The organism is Caulobacter sp. (assembly GCF_039596335.1).
Lineage (GTDB): Bacteria > Pseudomonadota > Alphaproteobacteria > Caulobacterales > Caulobacteraceae > Caulobacter.
The window spans coordinates 131,770-148,956 of sequence record NZ_JBCNJZ010000009.1 but is presented as its reverse complement, the minus strand read 5'-3'; the positions used below and the strand labels follow the sequence as shown (position 1 = coordinate 148,956).

20 protein-coding genes and 1 pseudogene are annotated in these 17,187 nt (G+C 68.2%); 17 read left to right on the top strand and 4 right to left on the bottom strand.

Annotated elements, in window-relative coordinates:
* Positions 1-44 precede the first annotated feature (44 nt).
* The 4 genes from ABDW31_RS19540 to ABDW31_RS19525 all read left to right on the top strand — a co-directional run bounded on the left by ABDW31_RS19540 (position 45) and on the right by ABDW31_RS19525 (position 3,642).
* The gene (locus ABDW31_RS19540; protein ID WP_184721966.1) at positions 45-455 is read left to right on the top strand and encodes a hypothetical protein; all 411 of its coding nucleotides are present in this window, start codon (positions 45-47) and stop codon (positions 453-455) included.
* Between the two features lie 61 nt (positions 456-516).
* Positions 517-2,604, top strand: a complete 2,088-nt coding sequence (locus ABDW31_RS19535) for a TonB-dependent siderophore receptor (RefSeq protein WP_184721969.1) — start codon at positions 517-519, stop codon at positions 2,602-2,604.
* Between the two features lie 16 nt (positions 2,605-2,620).
* Positions 2,621-3,070, top strand: coding sequence for a copper chaperone PCu(A)C (locus ABDW31_RS19530; protein WP_184721971.1), 450 nt, complete (start codon positions 2,621-2,623; stop codon positions 3,068-3,070).
* Positions 3,070-3,642, top strand: a complete 573-nt coding sequence (locus tag ABDW31_RS19525; protein WP_184721974.1) for an SCO family protein — start codon at positions 3,070-3,072, stop codon at positions 3,640-3,642. The genes ABDW31_RS19530 and ABDW31_RS19525 overlap by 1 nt, the downstream gene beginning before the upstream one ends.
* Before the next feature lie 40 nt (positions 3,643-3,682).
* Here the strand turns inward: ABDW31_RS19525 and ABDW31_RS19520 are convergent, their stop codons facing one another.
* Both ABDW31_RS19520 and ABDW31_RS19515 read right to left on the bottom strand, forming a co-directional pair.
* A complete protein-coding gene (locus ABDW31_RS19520) occupies positions 3,683-3,823 on the bottom strand; it encodes a hypothetical protein (RefSeq protein WP_172263625.1) in 141 nt (46 codons plus the stop codon).
* Between the two features lie 112 nt (positions 3,824-3,935).
* Positions 3,936-4,175, bottom strand: coding sequence for a DUF1272 domain-containing protein (locus ABDW31_RS19515; RefSeq protein ID WP_184721977.1), 240 nt, complete (start codon positions 4,173-4,175; stop codon positions 3,936-3,938).
* A gap of 261 nt (positions 4,176-4,436) precedes the next feature.
* Between ABDW31_RS19515 and carA the strand changes: the two genes are divergently transcribed.
* Positions 4,437-5,603 (top strand): glutamine-hydrolyzing carbamoyl-phosphate synthase small subunit, encoded by a 1,167-nt coding sequence (gene carA / locus ABDW31_RS19510; protein ID WP_184721979.1) that lies wholly within the window; start codon positions 4,437-4,439, stop codon positions 5,601-5,603.
* 389 nt (positions 5,604-5,992) lie between these two features.
* Here the strand turns inward: carA and ABDW31_RS19505 are convergent, their stop codons facing one another.
* Positions 5,993-6,232 (bottom strand): flagellar basal body rod C-terminal domain-containing protein, encoded by a 240-nt coding sequence (locus ABDW31_RS19505; protein ID WP_184721982.1) that lies wholly within the window; start codon positions 6,230-6,232, stop codon positions 5,993-5,995.
* A 376-nt stretch (positions 6,233-6,608) separates the two neighbouring features.
* Here ABDW31_RS19505 and ABDW31_RS19500 point away from each other — a divergent pair, with 376 nt between their 5' ends.
* Together ABDW31_RS19500 and ABDW31_RS19495 are read left to right on the top strand one after the other, a co-directional pair.
* Positions 6,609-8,303: a M20/M25/M40 family metallo-hydrolase gene (locus ABDW31_RS19500; protein ID WP_184721985.1), complete on the top strand. Its 1,695-nt coding sequence runs from the start codon at positions 6,609-6,611 to the stop codon at positions 8,301-8,303.
* A gap of 19 nt (positions 8,304-8,322) precedes the next feature.
* A pseudogene (locus tag ABDW31_RS19495) lies at positions 8,323-9,019 on the top strand (DUF998 domain-containing protein).
* Here ABDW31_RS19495 and ABDW31_RS19490 read toward each other — a convergent pair.
* Positions 9,016-9,636: a TIGR02466 family protein gene (locus ABDW31_RS19490; protein ID WP_184721988.1), complete on the bottom strand. Its 621-nt coding sequence runs from the start codon at positions 9,634-9,636 to the stop codon at positions 9,016-9,018. The pseudogene ABDW31_RS19495 and the gene ABDW31_RS19490 sit on opposite strands and share 4 nt — an antisense overlap.
* Here ABDW31_RS19490 and ABDW31_RS19485 point away from each other — a divergent pair.
* The 10 genes from ABDW31_RS19485 (at position 9,629) to ABDW31_RS19440 (ending at position 17,160) form a co-directional block, all read left to right on the top strand.
* Complete coding sequence (locus tag ABDW31_RS19485; protein WP_184721991.1) at positions 9,629-10,012, top strand: hypothetical protein; 384 nt, start codon at positions 9,629-9,631, stop codon at positions 10,010-10,012. The two genes, ABDW31_RS19490 and ABDW31_RS19485, sit on opposite strands and share 8 nt — an antisense overlap.
* A 2-nt stretch (positions 10,013-10,014) precedes the next feature.
* Positions 10,015-10,296, top strand: coding sequence for a type II toxin-antitoxin system RelE/ParE family toxin (locus ABDW31_RS19480; RefSeq protein ID WP_184721993.1), 282 nt, complete (start codon positions 10,015-10,017; stop codon positions 10,294-10,296).
* A 19-nt stretch (positions 10,297-10,315) separates the two neighbouring features.
* Positions 10,316-12,229 carry an excinuclease ABC subunit UvrC gene (gene uvrC / locus ABDW31_RS19475; RefSeq protein ID WP_343699471.1) on the top strand — a complete coding sequence of 638 codons (1,914 nt, stop codon included), beginning with the start codon at positions 10,316-10,318 and terminating at the stop codon, positions 12,227-12,229.
* A gap of 69 nt (positions 12,230-12,298) precedes the next feature.
* Positions 12,299-13,411 (top strand): TonB family protein, encoded by a 1,113-nt coding sequence (locus ABDW31_RS19470; protein WP_184721999.1) that lies wholly within the window; start codon positions 12,299-12,301, stop codon positions 13,409-13,411.
* Between the two features lie 60 nt (positions 13,412-13,471).
* On the top strand, positions 13,472-14,491 hold the full coding sequence (locus ABDW31_RS19465; protein ID WP_184722001.1) for a glycosyltransferase family 2 protein: 1,020 nt from the start codon (positions 13,472-13,474) through the stop codon (positions 14,489-14,491).
* Positions 14,492-14,493: 2 nt separating this feature from the next.
* On the top strand, positions 14,494-14,919 hold the full coding sequence (locus tag ABDW31_RS19460; protein WP_343699470.1) for a GtrA family protein: 426 nt from the start codon (positions 14,494-14,496) through the stop codon (positions 14,917-14,919).
* Between the two features lie 16 nt (positions 14,920-14,935).
* Positions 14,936-15,661, top strand: a complete 726-nt coding sequence (locus tag ABDW31_RS19455; protein WP_184722006.1) for a class I SAM-dependent methyltransferase — start codon at positions 14,936-14,938, stop codon at positions 15,659-15,661.
* A gap of 84 nt (positions 15,662-15,745) precedes the next feature.
* Positions 15,746-16,309, top strand: coding sequence for a hypothetical protein (locus ABDW31_RS19450; protein ID WP_184722009.1), 564 nt, complete (start codon positions 15,746-15,748; stop codon positions 16,307-16,309).
* Between the two features lie 57 nt (positions 16,310-16,366).
* Positions 16,367-16,699, top strand: coding sequence for a metalloregulator ArsR/SmtB family transcription factor (locus ABDW31_RS19445; protein ID WP_343699435.1), 333 nt, complete (start codon positions 16,367-16,369; stop codon positions 16,697-16,699).
* Positions 16,696-17,160: an SRPBCC domain-containing protein gene (locus ABDW31_RS19440; protein WP_184722015.1), complete on the top strand. Its 465-nt coding sequence runs from the start codon at positions 16,696-16,698 to the stop codon at positions 17,158-17,160. Before ABDW31_RS19445 ends, ABDW31_RS19440 begins: the two co-directional genes overlap by 4 nt.
* The last annotated feature ends 27 nt before the right edge of the window (positions 17,161-17,187 follow it).

Below are 17,187 nucleotides of genomic sequence, written 5' to 3'. Positions count from 1 at the left end.
CACGCCTCAAGACATCGATCGCGCGGTGCGATAAAGCCGCCTTCGTGCCCCGCCTGACCGCCCTCGTCAGACCGATCGCCCGCGACGCCTTCCTGGTGCTCGCGACCCTGGCGATCGCCCTGAAGATCATGCTGCCGGCCGGGTTCATGCCGGGCGCGGCGCCGGCCAATGGCCTGCCCTTCGCCCTGGTGCTCTGCACCGCCGACGGCGCCAAGGTCGTCCAGCCGGGCGAGGCCCACAAGACCGCCGACGAGCCTGCGGGCGCCACACACGACCAGCCCTGCCCGTTCGCGGCCCAGGGCGCTCTGGTCCCGCCGCCGACCGTCGCGACCCTAGGTCAGACCCTGGCCGTCGCCTATGTCGAGGCTCCTGTTCCGCCGGCGCGCACCCTCGCGCCCGGCCGTGGCTTGGCCGCGCCGCCGCCGCCCAAGACCGGTCCCCCGTCCATCGCCTGACCCTTCGCCGCCGCCCGCATCACTGCGCGCGGCCTGATGCTGTCCGACGATCGGAATTCCCATGTCTTACGTTTCGACCCGCCGCGCCCTCCTGATGGGCGCCGCCACGCTTCTGCTCGCGAACGCCGCCCACGCCGAGGGCGACGACGCCGACACCACCGTCTCCTCGGTGACCATCACCCAGGCTCGCAAGGACCAGAGCCTGCTGCTGGGCGCGCCCGCCGCCTATCTCGACACGCCGATGTCGACCTCCAGCGTGCCGACCGACCTCGTTTTGGACCAGGGCGGCACGACCCTGCTGGACGCCCTGCGCAACGTGCCCGGGGCCCAGGCCGACCTCAGCTTCAGCGGCAGCCACTCGCAGGTGGTGGTGCTGCGCGGCTCGATCGCCGACAGCGGCACCCAGAGCAGCCGCATCCTGCGCGACGGCGCCCGCCTGTCGAACTACGCCTTCACGTCGGCTTTCGTGGACGAGGTGCAAGTGCTGCGCGGCCCCGGCGCGGCGGCCTCGACCCGTTCGGAGCCCGGCGGCACGGTGGCCCTGGTCACCAAGGCGCCGCAGATGCGCGACTTCGGCACGGCCTATGCCCGGGTCGGCGCGCACAACGCCCGCGAGGCCTGGGTGGACGTCAACCGCGTGCTGTCCGAGCGCCACGGCGTCGCCGGCCGCGTCGTGCTGGTGCACTCCACCGAAAGCGAGTGGCGCCACGTCAAGGACGAGCTGCAGGGCGTCAAGCTGGGCCTCTCCAAGACCGACGGCGACCGCTATCATCTGGCCCTGGATTTCGAGGCCACCAACCAGACCTACAATCCCGACTTCGGCCTGCCGGCCCTAAACGGCAGGGTCGTGGCCGTGCCGCGCGACCGCCAGCTGGGCGAGCCGTTCGCCGACTCCACGACCGACAACCGGGTCTACAGCCTGCACGGCGACTATCGCCTGACCGACCAGACCCGCCTGTCGCTGGACTACACCCATCTGGACGGCAAGACGTCGTCGGTGCGCAACTCGGTGTTCTCGATCGCCGCCGGCCAGCCGGTCGGGACCTACAACCGCGCCACCGCCTACGAGCCCGGCGGCAAGCGGATCATCGACTCCCTGGCGCTGGGGGCGACCTCGGTCGCCAAGGCCGGCGCCGTGACCCACAACCTCTATGTCGGCGCCGAGTACTATGCCGAGGACCTGAACCTGCCGTCGCTGACCGTGCCGGCCGCCAACAATCCGCGGATCAATGTCTACAACCCGGTCTGCGGCCTGGTCGTGACCCCGACCGGCGTGTTGCCGCGCAGCCTGACGATCCAGGACACGAAGAGCTGGCTGGTCACCGTCCAGGACCGCGTCGAGATCGGCCGCTTCAACCTTGTCGCCGGCCTGCAGTATGTCGACCTGGACTCGGCCTATGGCGTCGTGGGCGTGGTCAAGCCGGTGAGCGAGCAGCGCTGGTCGCCCAAGCTCGGCGTGACCTACGCCCTGACGCCGCATCAGAGCCTCTATGCCTCCTACAGCACCGGCAGCGCGTTCCAGCCGGTGATGACCACCTCGGGCCAGTCCGCGCCGATGCGCCACTCGCAGCAATACGAGGCCGGTTGGAAACTGGATCTTGGCAAGGGCCGGCTGCGCGCCGACGCGGCCCTGTTTCGCCTGGACCACAGCAACATGATCGCCGGTGATCCGGCCTTCTTCGGTCGCTTCCTGATCGGGGGCGAGGCCCGCTCGCAGGGGCTGGAGGTCTCGGTCAACGGCCAGGTCACCGACCGGCTGTCGCTGAACCTCGCCTATGCCAACACCGACGCCAAGTACCGAGCGGCCAGCCTCTATCCCGGCCGGCATATCCCCAATGTCGCCCGCGACTCCGGCAGCGTCTGGGCCAATATGCGGTGGGACGCCCACTGGCGCACGGGCCTGGGCCTGGCCGCCCAGGGCGACCGCTATGCCGACGGCGCCAACACCACCCGCCTGCCCGGCTATGTCCGCCTGGACCTGGTACAGGCCGTGAAAGTCTCGGTGCAGGGCCGCCCCCTGGAGGTGCAGCTCAACATCGAGAACCTGCTGGACCACGACTACTTCGCCGGCAGCCACGTGCATGTCGCCCGCTACATCCTGCCGGCCCAGGGGCGCAACGCCTCGGTCAGCCTGGCCTATCGTTTCTGATCCCCGGAGCCCGACCATGAAGACCTTTGCTTTCACGACCCTGGCCGCCCTGGCCATCTCCGCCTGCGCCCAGGCCGCCCCCGCGCCCAAGGTGGCGGCGACCGACGCCTGGTGCCGCCCAGCCCCCACGGGCGCCCTGGCCGGCGGGTGCTACGTCACCCTCAAGGTCAGCGCCGACGACCGCCTGGTGTCGGTCGAGACCACCGCCGCCGATCGCGGCGAGATCCACACCATGTCGATGGACGGCGGCGTCATGCGCATGCGCAAGCTGGCCGACGGCATCGCCCTGCCGGCCGGTCAGACCGTGGCGCTGAAGCCCGGCGCCGAGCACGTGATGATCATCGGCCCGAAGATCGCCCTGACGACCGGCGCCAAGGTCCCGCTGGTGCTGAAGTTCCGCAACGCCCCGCCGGTCAAGCTGGACGCCGTGGTCCGCTTGCCGGCCATGCCGGGGATGGCCCACTGATGCGCGGTCTGGTTCTGGCCCTTGGCCTATGCATCCTGCCGCTGGCGGGCTGCGGGGCCAAGGACGCGGCCGAGGCGCCGCGCGCGTCGATCAAGATCGGCGGGCCGTTCAACCTGATCGACCAGGACGGCAAGCCCGTCACCGAGAAGAGCCTGCTGGGCAAGCCCACGGCGGTCTTCTTCGGCTTCACCTATTGTCCGGAGGTCTGTCCCACGACCCTGGCCGACCTGACGGCGTCGCTACAGGCGCTGGGCCGGGACGCCGACAAGCTGAACGTGGTCCTGATCTCGGTCGATCCCGAGCGCGACACGCCCCAGCAGCTTAAGCTCTATCTGTCGAACTTCGACCCGCACATCCGCGGCTTTACGGGTACGCCGGACGAGATCGCCAAGACCGCCAAGGCTTACCGCGTCTATTATCAGAAGGCGCCGCAGGACGGCGGCGAGTACACGATCGACCACTCGTCGGCGATCTATCTGTTCGATCGGCAGGGAAACTTCGTCGAGCCGATCGGCTATCAGACGCCGCCGGACCGGGCGCTGGCGCAACTGCGCCGGTTGCTGGCCCGCTAGACGCCTTCGCGCCGGGGCGATCCAGCTCCGGCGCGTCGTCCTAGAAGGTCAGGACGGCGAACACTACGATCGACACCGGAACGGCCGCCGACAGGGCCAGATTCAGCAGCGTCTCACCGACGCCGAGCACGACGCGGGACGACAGCTCGGAGATCTTGGCCTGGGATTGGGCGGGAATCATTCGGTGGGGCTCCTTGGATGCTGGAGCTTGCACCGGGAGCGGTTAATGACCTGAAAGCATCGGGCCCGCCAGCCTTGCGACAGATTGTCCCGAGACCGGCGTTCTACGGGACCTAATGCGGCCGGTGGCCCCGGCTCACGCGGCGCAGAGAGGCCGGAAACCGGTGCAGCTGGTTTTCGGGCCGGATGGGCCGGGCCACCAGTCCGCCGCCGCAGTCTGGACAGGCCGCGTCGAACCGCTCGTCCGCGCATGCAGCGCAGAAGGTGTGTTCGAAGGTGCAGATTCGGGCCGCGCCGCTGGCCGGCGGCAGGTCCGCGTCGCAGGACTCGCAATTGGGGCGCAGTTCGAGCATGGGTCCGTCCTCCCTTGTTCGTCTTGTCGCTTGGTGTGGAAGCCTTGCACCATAAGGGCTTTTTGCCCCTCGGCGCGAGGCTGCGCGTTCGCATATCACGGGAATGTGGAGCCAAGCGAAATTCGCGTGATCGGCAGGGGTTGACCCCCTCCCCCAGACCCCCTACACACCGCGCCGTTTGCGCGGCGGGCTGGGGTTACTCCCTGCCCGCTTTTTTGCAAAAATAAACACCCCAACCCGCGTGCAGGAGCGCTTCACAGAATGTCCCAAGACCTTCTTCCCGGCGTCACCGGCGTTCTGGCCCTGGCCGACGGCACGATCCTGCAAGGCGTGGGCTGCGGCGCGGTCGGCGACGCGGTCGGCGAGGTGTGCTTCAACACCGCCATGACGGGCTATCAGGAGATCCTGACCGACCCGTCGTACATGGCCCAGATCGTGGCCTTCACCTTCCCGCACGTGGGTAACGTCGGCACCAACGTCGAGGACGTCGAGCAGATCACCGGCGTGGCCGAGACGGCCGCCCGCGGCGCTCTCTTCCGCGAAGTGCCGACCGAGCAGGCCAACTGGCGCGCCGGCGGCGACTTCGACGCCTGGATGAAGGCGCGCGGCATGGTCGGCCTGGCCGGCGTCGACACCCGCGCCCTGACCCGCAAGATCCGCGAGACCGGCATGCCGCACGGCGTGATCGCCCACTCGCCCGAGGGCAAGTTCGACCTCGACGCCCTGGTCGCCAAGGCCAAGGCCTGGGCCGGCCTGGAAGGCCTGGACCTGGCCAAGGACGCCTCGACCACCCAGACCTTCACCTGGGACGAGGGCCTGTGGTCGTGGCCGGAAGGCTACGCCAAGCTGGACAAGCCCAAGTACGACGTCGTGGTCATCGACTATGGCGTGAAGCGCAACATCCTGCGCGCCCTGGCCCATGTCGGGGCCCGCGCCACGGTGGTGCCGGCTTCGACCTCGGCCGAGGACATCCTGGCCCGCAACCCTGACGGCGTGCTGCTGAGCAACGGCCCTGGCGACCCGGCCGCGACCGGCGCCTATGCCGTGCCGGAAATCCAGAAGTTGGTGGAAAGCGGCAAGCCGGTGTTCGGCATCTGCCTGGGCCACCAGATGCTGGCCCTGGCGCTGGGCGCCAAGACCGTGAAGATGGAACAGGGCCACCACGGCGCCAACCACCCGGTCAAGGACCTGACCACGGGCAAGGTCGAGATCGTCTCGATGAACCACGGCTTCACCGTGGACAGCGCGTCGCTGCCTACCCCGGTGCAGGAGACCCACGTCTCGCTGTTCGACGGCACCAACGCCGGCATTCAGCTGGCCGACAAGCCGGTCTTCTCGGTGCAGCACCACCCCGAAGCCTCGCCCGGCCCGACGGACAGCCTGTACCTGTTCGAGCGCTTCGCCGGCCTGATGGACAAGGCGAAGTAAGCTTCTCTCCTCTGGAGAGACGTTGAAAAGACCCAGACCGCTGCGACGGGCTTAAGGCCGGTCGCGGCGGTTTTCGTTTGGGTGTCCCACTCTGGCTAAGCGTCAGAACGCAAAAAGACTCGCCATCACCGACGGCCCCACCGGCTGCGGAATGGCGAGTTAAGGTCTCTTCGTCGTTATTCCCGGATGTCAGCTCCAGGCGTGGGGCCGCCTCCCGCGAGACTAGGGGCGCTTGCGGGAGGCGGCGGCCGGGCCTCCCCGGGGCAAAGGGGGGCGCTTCGGGAAGACCCGGCGGCTCGCACCCGTCCGCTTCCCCGGACAGCTCTGTCCGGCGATCGGTCGGGCGATATGTCGATACGGCTCGGAGCGCTGACGCTCCTGTCGGCGCGCTAGACCTTGAGGTTCAGCAGCGCGCCGGACATCTGGTCGGCGGTCCGGACCACCGCGGCGTTGGCGGCGAAATCGACCTGTGCGCCGATCTGCTGCGTCCGCTCCGCAACGTAGTCCACACTGTTCGTCTGCTCGATGCGTTCGGCCTGCGCGCCCGCCGCAGCGACGCGCTGGGCGCTGCTGCTGAGACGGTCCGCGGCGGCCATCATTCCGGCGGCGGCGATCGAGAGAGCCTGCATGAGGAAATCCCCCAGAGAGTTGGCGTTCTTGACGTTGGTTATCGCGGCAGTTGGGTTAAGCAGATGCAACCAAAAATGGTAAAATTTACAGTCTGGTCATCTTTTTTAGCGCGCGTTAACCCTTTTCGGGGACATCCAGACGGGCCGAAAACAGGGTGAATCCGTCGCTAACCGCGTTGGCCTTGGAACGCCGAAAGCCCTTGCGCGCCAGTGATTGGCGCCACCTTGCCGGAACTTCGTTCGGCGAGAGAAATCCTGCCCGACATTACAAAACGTTCAGGTTGCGCCCCTCGACAAGCCGTCAGCACACCGACATGGTTCGCCCCCTGCTGCGGACCCGAGGGGCGGCGTCCGCGCCTTAGGAGTTTCCCTGCATATGTCGTTCACGCGTCGCGCCGCGCTCGCCAGCGCCGCCCTGCTCATGGTCGCGCAACCGGTTCTCGCGGCCACCCCGGCCAAGCCCGCCGCCCAGAAGACGGTGAAGGCCGCCGGTTCGGACTTCGTCCCCTCGGCCGAGGCCATCAAGGCTCACATGGGCTTCCTGGCCGATGACGCCATGGAAGGCCGCGAAGCCGGCACGCGCGGCTATGACATCGCCGCCAACTACGTCGCCGCCCAATACGCCCTGCTGGGCGTCAAGCCGGCCGGCGGCGCCGGTTCCTACCTGCAGCCCGTGCCGCTGCTGGCCTTCCGCCCGGTCGGCGAAGGCGTGCTGACCCTCACCGGCGCTGACGGCAAGACCACGCCGCTGAAGTACGGCGAGGACTATCTGCCCTCGGGCCAGGCCCAGGCCGCCGAGCTGAACCTGAACGCGCCGCTGGTCTTCGTCGGCTACGGCGTCGTCGACGCCAGCCGCAACCGCGACGACTTCGCGGGCCTGGACGTGAAGGGCAAGATCGTCGTGATGCTGAGCGGCGCCCCGACCTCGATCCAGACCGAGGAGCGAGCCCACCTCAGCAGCCCCAACACCAAGCGTACCGAAGCCGAGAAGCGCGGCGCGATCGGCGTAATCACCATTCCGACCACCAGCGGCGAAAAGCGTCGTCCGTTCGTGCGCGGCCTGTCGGGCATGAAGGAATGGCGCGTCGTGTGGCGTAACGCCCAGGACGTCGGCTCCATCCGCGCGCCGGGCGCCCCCGCCCTGGCCAGCGTCAGCCTGCCCGGCGCCGAGAAGCTGTTCGCCGGCGCCCCGACGCCGCTGGCGACGGTCCTGGCCGAGGCCGAAACCCCGGCCGGCGCGGTCAAGGGCTTCGACCTGCCGTTCAAGGCTCAGGTCGCCCTGAAGACCGAGATCGAGAAGCGCGAAAGCAGCAACGTGGTCGGCCTGATCGAAGGCTCGGACCCGACGCTGAAGGCCCAGACCATCGTCCTGTCGGCTCACCTCGACCACATCGGCGTGAAGGAAAACGCCAAGCCGGGCGAGGACCGCATCAACAACGGCGCGCTGGACAACGCCTCGGGCATCGCCACCCTGCTGGAGGTCGCGCGCGGCTTTAAGAACAGCAAGGTGCGCCCCAAGCGCTCGATCGTGCTGCTGGCCGTGACCGCCGAGGAAAAAGGCCTTGTCGGCTCGGACTACTTCGCCACCAACCCGACGGTGAAGAAGGCCGACATCGCCGCCGACGTGAACCTGGACATGCCGGTGCTGCTGTATCCGTTCACCGACGTGATCGCGTTCGGCGCCGACCGCTCGACCATCGGCGCCGCCGTGGGTCGCGCCGCCGGCCGGGTAGGCGTGGCGCTGTCGGGTGATCCGATGCCGGAGGAAGGCCTCTTCACCCGCTCGGACCACTATCGCTTCGTCGAGCAGGGCGTGCCGTCGGTTTTCCTGATGACCGGCTTCCAGAACGGCGGCGAGAAGGCCTTCACCACCTTCCTGAAGACCAACTACCACCACCCCGGCGACGACCTGAACCAGCCGATCGACTACCAGGCGGCCGCCAAGTTCGCCCTGGTGAACTACGAGATCGCCCGCGAGCTGGCCAATCAGCCCGAGCGTCCGGTCTGGAAGAAGGGCGACTTCTTCGGCGGCGCCTTCGCCCCGGCCGGTCACCCGTCCGCAGCCAAGTAAGCTGCGCTGAAAAGCTTGATTGACCCGGAGGGCGGCGGAAGGGATTCTGCCGCCCTCTTGCTTTTTAGACCTCTGGATTTCGCGTGACCCTCCGCACCGGTGCCTTCCTGAAGATCGGCGTGATCGCGCCGGCCATCATGGTGGCCGACGTGTGGCTGGCCCAGCGCCTATTCCCGGGCTTCGACGCCGGCGCCCAGTTCATCAGCGAGCTGGGCGGCCCGGCCGCGCCGCTGCCCGAGGTGTTCAACTACGGCATGATGGTCGCCGGCATCGCGGGCCTGCTGGCCGGCGCGGGCTTCGCCCACGCGCTGGAGCAGGCGGGCGGCCGGCGGACCGTCTCGGCCTTTGCAGGCCTCTTCGTCGCGCTGACGGGCCTGGGGGCCTTCTTCGCCGGCGTGTTCCACTGGCCCGATCCCATGCACCGCGCCTGTGGCGTGGGCCTTGCCATCCAGTTCGCGCCGCTGTTCACCGCCTGGGCGCTCTGGGGCAAGTCCGGCTATCGCCGCCTGGCCAATTTCTCGCTGGGCTGGTTCCTGGGGCTGCTGCTGGTCTTCGCCCTGCTGACCGGCGTATGGAACGTGCGCACCGGCAATGACGTCGGCTTCTGGCAGCGCGGCCATGCCTTCCTGGGCCTGCTATGGCTGGCCATCGCCGCCTGGACCCTGGAGAAGGGCTGGAAGGCTTCAACCGCTGAGCCCGAGGCCGCGGCCGCTTAGCGCCAGGCGTAGTTGAAGCTGACGCTGATGCGCTGCTCGTCGGCGCGGTTGGGCGTCACCTCGTGGCGCAGCCAGCTTTCCCACATCAGCACCGTGCCCGGCGCAGGCTGGACATAGACGAACGGTTGCAGGCCCTCGGGCGCGTCGGCCTCGCGGGTGGGCGCGGCCATCATCATCGCCAGGCGCGGATCCTCCAGTTTTAGCGCCGACGCGCCCGGCGGGATGGTGATATAGACCGTGCCGGAGATGACGCTGTGCGGGTGGATGTGGCTGGTGTGCTGGCCGCCCGGCTCCAGGATGTTGATCCAGTAGCTGTCCATCACCAGCTTGCCGCCGGCCAGGTCGAAGCGCAGGTCCTTGGCGAAGGCGGCCGCGTGTTTGTCCAGCTTGCGCTTGAGATCGTCGAACAGGCTGTCGCGCTGCGCCAGGTCGTTCAGCGAGGCGTAGGACGTATAGCCCAGATAGCCCTTGTTATAGGCCCAGGCCTGGCCCGCATCGTCGTCCTCGGCGATGGCGATGCACGCGTCGTGCAGGTCGTCGATGAACGTGTCGAAGCCCTTCTCCCCGGCGAGTGAGGCTTCATAGAGCGGGGTCACGAAGAGCGAGCGCGTGGTCATGAAGCGCGTCATACAGGGGCTGTGCGTTGACGACAAACGGCGACTGGAACATAGTCGGAACATGGCCGATGATGGACTAACCCTGAAGATTACTTCGGCGCTCTCCAACAGCCTTCGCGCGCGCGCCAAGGCGGCAGGGCAGAGCGTGGAGGACTATGCGCTCGGCATTCTCGGCAACGCAGTCGAACCGTCCGGCGTGGCGGACAGCGAAATCCCATGGACCGAGGCGACGATCCTCGGGTCTTACGACCTCGACCAGGACTCCGAAGCCTATGCCGACGAGCTGGATCGGATCTGCGACCAAGCGCTGCGCACGGGTGGCGTCCCATGGGAGCAGGTTGAAGCCCGGCTACGGAATTTCGGCCAACGTCGCTGAAGGTGCGCCAGATCGTCCTCACCGAGCTGGCCAATACGGACATTAACAGGCTTGAAGCATGGCTCATCGAACGCGGCGCGATGTATGCGCGTGCTCTTGGTTCGGAGTTGGCGGATGCGATCAACGGGCTGACCGACTTTCCTGAACGCGGGTCCCTTAATCCTTCGGGCCGGCATCGCAGGCGCTACGTGAGCTTCCACTCGAACCAATACGTCATCCAATACCAGGTGCATGGGGACGTCGTTGTCATCCTGCGCATCCGACACAGCCTCGAACGTCGCTGAACGCGCCGGACTCGCCTATATCTCCCCTGTGACCGACACGACCTCCGAAGACACCGCCTCCCCCCGCCTGATCGGCGCCGCCCTGATCAAGGACGAGGTCACGCGCCTGCCTGACGCGCCGGGCGTCTACCGGATGATCGGCGACGCCGAAGAGGTGCTGTACGTCGGCAAGGCCAAGAGCCTGAAGAAGCGCGTCGTGCAGTATGCGCAAGGCCGCTTTCACACCAACCGCATCGCCCACATGGTCGATGCGACGCGGTCGATGGAGTTCGTCACCACCCGCACCGAAGCCGACGCCCTGCTGCTCGAGATCAACCTGATCAAGCAGCTGAAGCCGCGCTTCAACGTGCTGCTGCGCGACGACAAGAGCTTCCCCGAGATCGTCATCCGCCGAGACCACGATGCGCCGCAGCTTCGGAAACACCGCGGCGCCCACACGATCAAGGGCGACTACTTCGGACCGTTCGCCAGCGCCTGGGCGGTGAACCGTACGTTGAACACTCTGCAGAAGGCCTTCCTGCTCCGCTCGTGCAGCGACAGCGTCTACGAGACGCGCGACCGGCCGTGCATGCTGTATCAGATCAAGCGCTGCGCCGCCCCCTGCACCGGTTTGATCGGCGTGGACGACTACAAGGCGCTGGTCGATCAGGCCGAGGCGTTCTTGCGCGGCAAGTCCCGCGCGGTGATGGGCCAGATGGCCAAGGAAATGGAAGCAGCCGCCGAGGACCTGGAGTTCGAGCGCGCCGCCCGCCTGCGCGACCGCATCCGCGCCCTGTCGGCCGTGGCCCAGGAGACCCAGATCAATCCCGAGACCGTGGACGAGGCCGACGTGGTGGCCCTGCACGTCGAGGGCGGCCAGGCCTGTGTGCAGGTGTTCTTCTTCCGCGCCGGCCAGAACTGGGGCAACCGCGCCTATTTCCCGCGCGTCGCGGGCGCGGCCGATGAGTCCGAGGACGAGACCACCACCGAGGAGCAGCGCATCCTCACCGCGTTCCTGGGCCAGTTCTACGACGACAAGCCGATCCCGCGCCTGATCCTGTCGAACCTGGAACCGGCCGAGGCGGGGCTGCTGTCCGAGGCCTTCTGCGTCAAGAGTGGCCGCAAGGTCGAGATTAGCGTCCCCAAGCGCGGCGAAAAGGCCGACCTGGTCCAGCACGCCCTCACCAATGCGCGCGAAGCGCTTGGACGGAAAATGGCCGAGGGCAGCGCCCAGACCAAGCTGCTGGCCGGGGTGTGCGAGGCGTTCAAGCTGGAGGCCCCGCCCGAGCGGATCGAGGTCTACGACAACAGCCACATCCAGGGCACCAATGCGGTCGGGGGCATGATCGTGGCTGGGCCGGAAGGCTTCATGAAAGGCCAGTACCGCAAGTTCAACATCAAGAGCACCGAGCTCACGCCCGGCGACGACTACGGCATGATGAAGGAGGTGCTGAAGCGCCGCTTCGCCCGCCTGGTCAAGGAAGAGGAAGAAGGCGATAGCGAGAACCGCCCCGACCTGGTCCTGGTCGACGGCGGCAAGGGCCAGCTGGACGCCGCGCTGGAGATCATGGCTGACCTGGGCGTCGACGACATCGCCGTCGTGGGCGTGGCCAAGGGCCCGGATCGCGACGCAGGCCTGGAGCGCTTCTTCCTGCCCGACCAGCCGCCGTTCATGCTCGAGCCCAAGTCGCCGGTGCTCTACTACCTGCAGCGCCTGCGCGACGAGGCCCACCGTTTCGCGATCGGGGCCCACCGCACCCGCCGCAGCATGGACCTGAAGAAGAACCCGCTGGACGAGATCGAGGGCGTGGGTCCCGGCCGAAAGAAGGCCCTGCTGCACGCCTTCGGCTCGGCCAAGGGCGTCGGCCGCGCCAGCGTCGAGGACCTGGTCAAGGTCGAGGGCGTCAGCCAGGCCCTGGCCGAGCGCATCCACGGCTTTTTCCGCAAGAGCTAGGGCCAACCCCGCTTGACGACCGGGGCGACGCCGAGGATAGCTGGCTCAACCTTAGATCGCGGAGCGCTCATGCGCGGTTTGCTGCTGGCCCTGGCTGTCCTGTCGCCCGTCACCGCCGCCGCGAACGTGGCGCCGCCCCCGGGCGATCTGTCCCCGATGATGCTGGTCAGCTTCACGCCGCCGGCGGTCACTTGCGCCCAGGGTTCGCCCCGCCTGATCGAGGGCGTCACGCCCTCGCCCCGCTTCTGGCAATCCTGGCGACCGCCGGCTGAAAGCAAGGCGCCGCCTCCGCCCCCGCCGGTAAGCGCGATTCACACCTTCTCGGTCGATGCCGAGGGCCGGGTGCTAGACCTGGTCAAGACCACGCCGTCCACCCACTGGCTGGACCAGGAGCAGGCCGCCGCGATCGCCAGCTGGCGCTTCGCCCCCGGCGCGCCGGCCACCGGCTGCACCGCCGGCCTCACACCGACCTACAGCCTGATGGCCGAGGCCTCGCCCGCCCGACTGTTCGAAGTGCTGGTCACCGAGGGCCGCAACACCCCGCCCCCGGTGCGCAAGGCGCTGGCCAGCGCGGGCGACTGCTACGCCGCGGGGGTCCGCCGCCGACCACAGGTCATAGTCTATCCGGACCTGCGCGCCTTCGATGACAAGAGCCTGGATCCGCCCTGGGCGGCCGTGCGCTACGACATCGACGCCCGCGGCGCGGTCCGCAACGTCCGGATCGCGGCCCAGAATGGCGAGGTTGCCTTTGCCGACAGCGTGGCTTCGGCCGTCGCCGAAGCCAAGTATTTCCCCGGCCCGGCCCGCACCGGCTGCTTCACCAGCTTCAAGGCCCTGCCGCGCGCCACCCAGGCACCGCCCATGCCGAGCATCGCCAGCTTCGCCCGCCCCGGCGACACCTGCGCCGTGCCGCCCGAAACGCTGAACCTGCCCAAGGTTCGGACCTATCCCAGCGCCTATGACAAGCGTCGGGTGGCCGGCTGGGCCATCGTGCGCTTCGACGTCGCGCCCTGGGGCCAGGTCGGGGCGGTCGAGGTGCTGGCCGCCCAGCCATCGGCCGCATTCGGCGACACGGCCCGCAACCTGGTGCTGAGCGCCCGCCCCAATGCGCCGGCCAGCGGCTATCATGGCTGCGTCCTGCCGATCACCTATGCGATCCCCCCTGCGCCGGACGACGATTAGGCCGGCGTCGGCGTAACGCGCCCCCTCCCCCTTCGCGCGCAACGCGGTTAAACCATCGCCATGGTTCAGCCTGTCGTTTCGCCCGTGTCTCTTCCCCCCCTGCCCGTCGCCGCGCCGCGTTCGCGCGCCGGCAAGCGCCTGTCGATCGTGGCCCCCTGCTACAACGAGCAGGAGGTGCTGGACCTGTTCTTCGACCGCATCGAGGACGAGCTGGCCCAGCTGGGCGTCGACTACGAGATCGTCTGCGTCAACGACGGCAGCCGCGACCACACCCTGGCCGTGCTGCTGCGCCACCACCAGCGCAACCCGAAGATCAAGGTCATCAACCTGGCCCGCAACTTCGGCAAGGAGACCGCCCTGTCGGCCGGCCTGGACGCCGTGATCGGCGACATGGTCGTGCCGATCGACGTCGACCTGCAGGACCCGCCCGAGCTGATCGGTCAGTTCATCACCGCCTGGGAGAACGGCGCCGACGTCGCCTATGGCGTCCGCGTCGACCGCAGCAGCGACACGGCCCTCAAGCGCTTCACCGCCCAGGGCTTCTACAAGGCCTTCAACCGCCTGTCGGACGTCGACCTGCCCTATAACGCCGGCGACTACCGACTAATGGACAAGCGCGTGGTCGAGGTGCTGCGTCAGCTGCCCGAGCGCAACCGCTTCATGAAGGGCCTGTTCGCCTGGGTCGGCTTCCGCCAGGAGGCCATTCCCTATGCCCGCCCCGAGCGCGCGGCCGGGACCAGCTCGTGGCGCTACTGGAAACTGTGGAACTTCGCCCTGGACGGCATCACCTCGTTCAGCACCGCGCCGATCCGGGTGTGGAGCTATGTCGGCGTCGTCGCCGGCGTGCTGGCCGCCCTGGCCGCGCTGTTCCTGGTGCTGCGGACCCTCCTGGAGGGCAACAAGGTCCCCGGCTATCCGTCGCTGATGGTGGTGATCCTGACCGGCTTCGCCATTCAGATGCTGGCTATCGGCTCGCTGGGCGAATACGTGGCCCGCATCTATCAGGAAGTGAAGGGCCGCCCGCTGTACGTGGTCATGGACCGCTACGGCTTCGACGCCACGTCCGGAGCGGACGCTTGAGCGTGGCCGCGATGCTGACCCCGGCCCGACGGGACTTCCTGCTTTCGGCGCTGCGCTACGGCCTGGCCGGGGTGATCAACACCCTGGTCGGCTTCTCGATCATCATCACCCTGGATATCGGCCTGGGCTTCGACGCTCACCTGGCCAACGCCGTCGGCTATGCGGTCGGCATCTGCGTCAGCTTCGCCCTGAGCAAGCTGTTCGTGTTCAAGGACCGCCAGACCAAGGCGCGCGCGCCGTTGCGCTACCTGACCGCCGTGGCGTTCGCCTTCGCCGTGAACCAGGGCGTTCTGACCCTGGCCCACCTGCTGGTCCCGCCGGGCGCGGTGTTCGATGTTGCGGCCCAGGGCGTGGCCGTGGTCAGCTACACCGCGACGCTGTTCCTGCTGAGCCACTTCTGGGTCTTCGCCCACCAGCCGGACGCCTAAGACCAGGACTCGCGCCATGGAACGCCTGATCTACGACCGCATCCGTGATCTGGAGACCGACCACTGGTGGTTCGTCGGCCGGCGCAAGATCCTGCGCCAGCTGCTGCGCCGCATCGGCGCGCCCGCCAACGCCCGGATCCTGGAGGTCGGCTGCGGCGCGGGCGGCAATGTCCCGCTGCTGCGTGAGTTCGGCACGGTCGCCGCCCTGGAGCCGGACGACGAGTCGCGCGCCTATGCCTCCGAGCGCCTTGGTCTGACCATCGACACCGGCCTGCTGCCGGACGGCCTGCCCTACGCGCCCGAGACCTTCGACCTGGTCTGCGCCTTCGACGTGGTCGAGCACGTCGATGACGACGCCGGCTCGGTCAAGGCTCTGGCCGCCCTGGTCAAGCCGGGCGGCGCGATCCTGACCACCGTGCCGGCCTATCAGTGGATGTGGAGCCATCACGACGTGGCCCACCACCACAAGCGCCGCTACCTGCTGCCGGCCTATCGCGCCCTGTTCGACCAGGCCGGGCTGACGGTCGAGACCGCGACCTATTTCAACACCCTGCTGTTCCCGCTGGCCGCCGTCCAGCGGACCGCCAAACGCCTCCTTAAAGACGAAAGCGCCGACGACGCCATGCCGCCCACCTGGCTGAACAAGGCCCTGGCCGGCGTCTTCTCGCTGGAGGCCCCGCTGGCCGCCGGCGGGGGCCTGCCGTTCGGCCTGTCGATTGCGGTCATCGCCCGCAAGCTCTAGCGCGAATTACTTCTGTAAATTTTATACTTGTAATTTCTCGACGCCGACCCGAACCTGCCGCCTATCAGGACGGGAGGCGCGGCCATGGCCCTGCGAGATTTCGGGACCCCCAGCACGAAGCGGGCGCTGACGCCCCGAGTCATCTCCGCCGTGACGGTCGTGGGCCTGCTGGGCGCCCTGGCCTTCACGGCCAAGGATCTGGTGCGGTTCGAGCGCGCCAACGCCATCAAGTCGCCGCCCTCCCTGATCGAGGCTGTCCAGGCGCGGCCCCGGGCCGAGGCCGAGTGGCGGATCGTGCGCGACCGTCTGGAAACCCGGCTGGACCAGGGCGCGCCGCTGGAGCTGGGCGCGGTATGGTCCACCCGCGACGGCCAGATCTGCGGCCTGGTCAATGGCCGCGGCAGCTTCGGCGGCCTGGCCAGCATGGTGCGGTTCTACACCGTCGACCGCCAGCCGGTGTTCCATCGCGACGCCGACCACGTCGCCTTCCAGCGCGCCTGGTTCGAGTGCCGCCGCGATGCCTATGTCACACTGCATTCGGGCTCGGCCGAGCCGGGTTACTGCAGTAGCGCTCAGGGCCGCCGGCATTGCTACGACATGGTCAACGGCGTGCGGCGGGAGACGCGGAAAACAATTAGCATTGACTAATATATTAGCGCACACTAATTGTTCTTTATGCTTGAGATCTCACCCGTCGACACCGTCATGCGCGCCCTTGCCGACCCCACGCGGCGGGCCGTGTATGAGCGCATCGCCCGCAGCGAAGAGATCACCGTCGCCGAACTGACCCAGCACAGCGGCGTCAGCCAGGGCGCTGTCTCGCAGCACCTGAAGACCCTGCGCACGGCCGGCCTGGTCGCCGAACGGCCCGAGGGCCGCAAGGTCTATTACCGCGCCCAGCCGCAGGGCCTGGCCCCGCTGCTGGACTGGATGAGCTTCTACGGCGTGTTCTGGCGCGACCGCGTCGACGCCCTGCGCCTGCTGCTGCGCGAGATCGATCCCGTCGTCCTCCCCCCGCCCAAGGATGCTTCCGTATGACCGCCCAAGCCTTGGCTCCGGCCACGCACGACATCGTCCTGGACGAGGTCTTCCCGCATGCGCCCTCCGTCGTCTGGACGGCCCTGACCACCGGCGCCCTGATCGCCCGCTGGCTGATGCCGCCGACCGATTTCGCACCCATCATCGGCCAGCGCTTCACCTTCCAGACCACCGCCGCCGGCGCCTGGGACGGGGTGATCCGCTGCCAGGTGCTGGAGGTCACCGAAAATCAGCGCCTGTCCTATTCGTGGTCCGGCGGTGACGCGGCCAATATCGGCTACGGCTCGCGGCTGGAGACGGTGGTCACCTGGACCCTGGCCCCCACCGAGGCCGGCACCCGGGTGAAACTGGTCCACGCCGGCTTCGTCCTGCCGCGCAACGAGGCCGCCTATCGCAACATGGGCGAGGGCTGGAAGACGGTCGTGCGCAGACTGGACGACGTGCTGGACGACGAGACCTGAGCCGCCCCTAACCGCTCTTTCCCCCGC

What these genes read in the sequence shown, in the direction of transcription:
- carA (WP_184721979.1), top strand. Translation starts at nt 4,437, where the DNA reads ATGTCCCAAGACCTTCTTCCCGGCGTCACCGGCGTTCTGGCCCTGGCC.
- ABDW31_RS19515 (WP_184721977.1), bottom strand. Translation starts at nt 4,175, where the DNA reads ATGCTCGAACTGCGCCCCAATTGCGAGTCCTGCGACGCGGACCTGCCG.
- ABDW31_RS19440 (WP_184722015.1), top strand. Translation starts at nt 16,696, where the DNA reads ATGACCGCCCAAGCCTTGGCTCCGGCCACGCACGACATCGTCCTGGAC.
- ABDW31_RS19530 (WP_184721971.1), top strand. Translation starts at nt 2,621, where the DNA reads ATGAAGACCTTTGCTTTCACGACCCTGGCCGCCCTGGCCATCTCCGCC.
- ABDW31_RS19505 (WP_184721982.1), bottom strand. Translation starts at nt 6,232, where the DNA reads ATGCAGGCTCTCTCGATCGCCGCCGCCGGAATGATGGCCGCCGCGGAC.
- ABDW31_RS19535 (WP_184721969.1), top strand. Translation starts at nt 517, where the DNA reads ATGTCTTACGTTTCGACCCGCCGCGCCCTCCTGATGGGCGCCGCCACG.
- ABDW31_RS19490 (WP_184721988.1), bottom strand. Translation starts at nt 9,636, where the DNA reads ATGACCACGCGCTCGCTCTTCGTGACCCCGCTCTATGAAGCCTCACTC.
- ABDW31_RS19455 (WP_184722006.1), top strand. Translation starts at nt 14,936, where the DNA reads ATGGAACGCCTGATCTACGACCGCATCCGTGATCTGGAGACCGACCAC.
- ABDW31_RS19520 (WP_172263625.1), bottom strand. Translation starts at nt 3,823, where the DNA reads ATGATTCCCGCCCAATCCCAGGCCAAGATCTCCGAGCTGTCGTCCCGC.
- ABDW31_RS19445 (WP_343699435.1), top strand. Translation starts at nt 16,367, where the DNA reads ATGCGCGCCCTTGCCGACCCCACGCGGCGGGCCGTGTATGAGCGCATC.
- ABDW31_RS19465 (WP_184722001.1), top strand. Translation starts at nt 13,472, where the DNA reads ATGGTTCAGCCTGTCGTTTCGCCCGTGTCTCTTCCCCCCCTGCCCGTC.
- ABDW31_RS19470 (WP_184721999.1), top strand. Translation starts at nt 12,299, where the DNA reads ATGCGCGGTTTGCTGCTGGCCCTGGCTGTCCTGTCGCCCGTCACCGCC.
- ABDW31_RS19525 (WP_184721974.1), top strand. Translation starts at nt 3,070, where the DNA reads ATGCGCGGTCTGGTTCTGGCCCTTGGCCTATGCATCCTGCCGCTGGCG.
- ABDW31_RS19450 (WP_184722009.1), top strand. Translation starts at nt 15,746, where the DNA reads ATGGCCCTGCGAGATTTCGGGACCCCCAGCACGAAGCGGGCGCTGACG.
- ABDW31_RS19500 (WP_184721985.1), top strand. Translation starts at nt 6,609, where the DNA reads ATGTCGTTCACGCGTCGCGCCGCGCTCGCCAGCGCCGCCCTGCTCATG.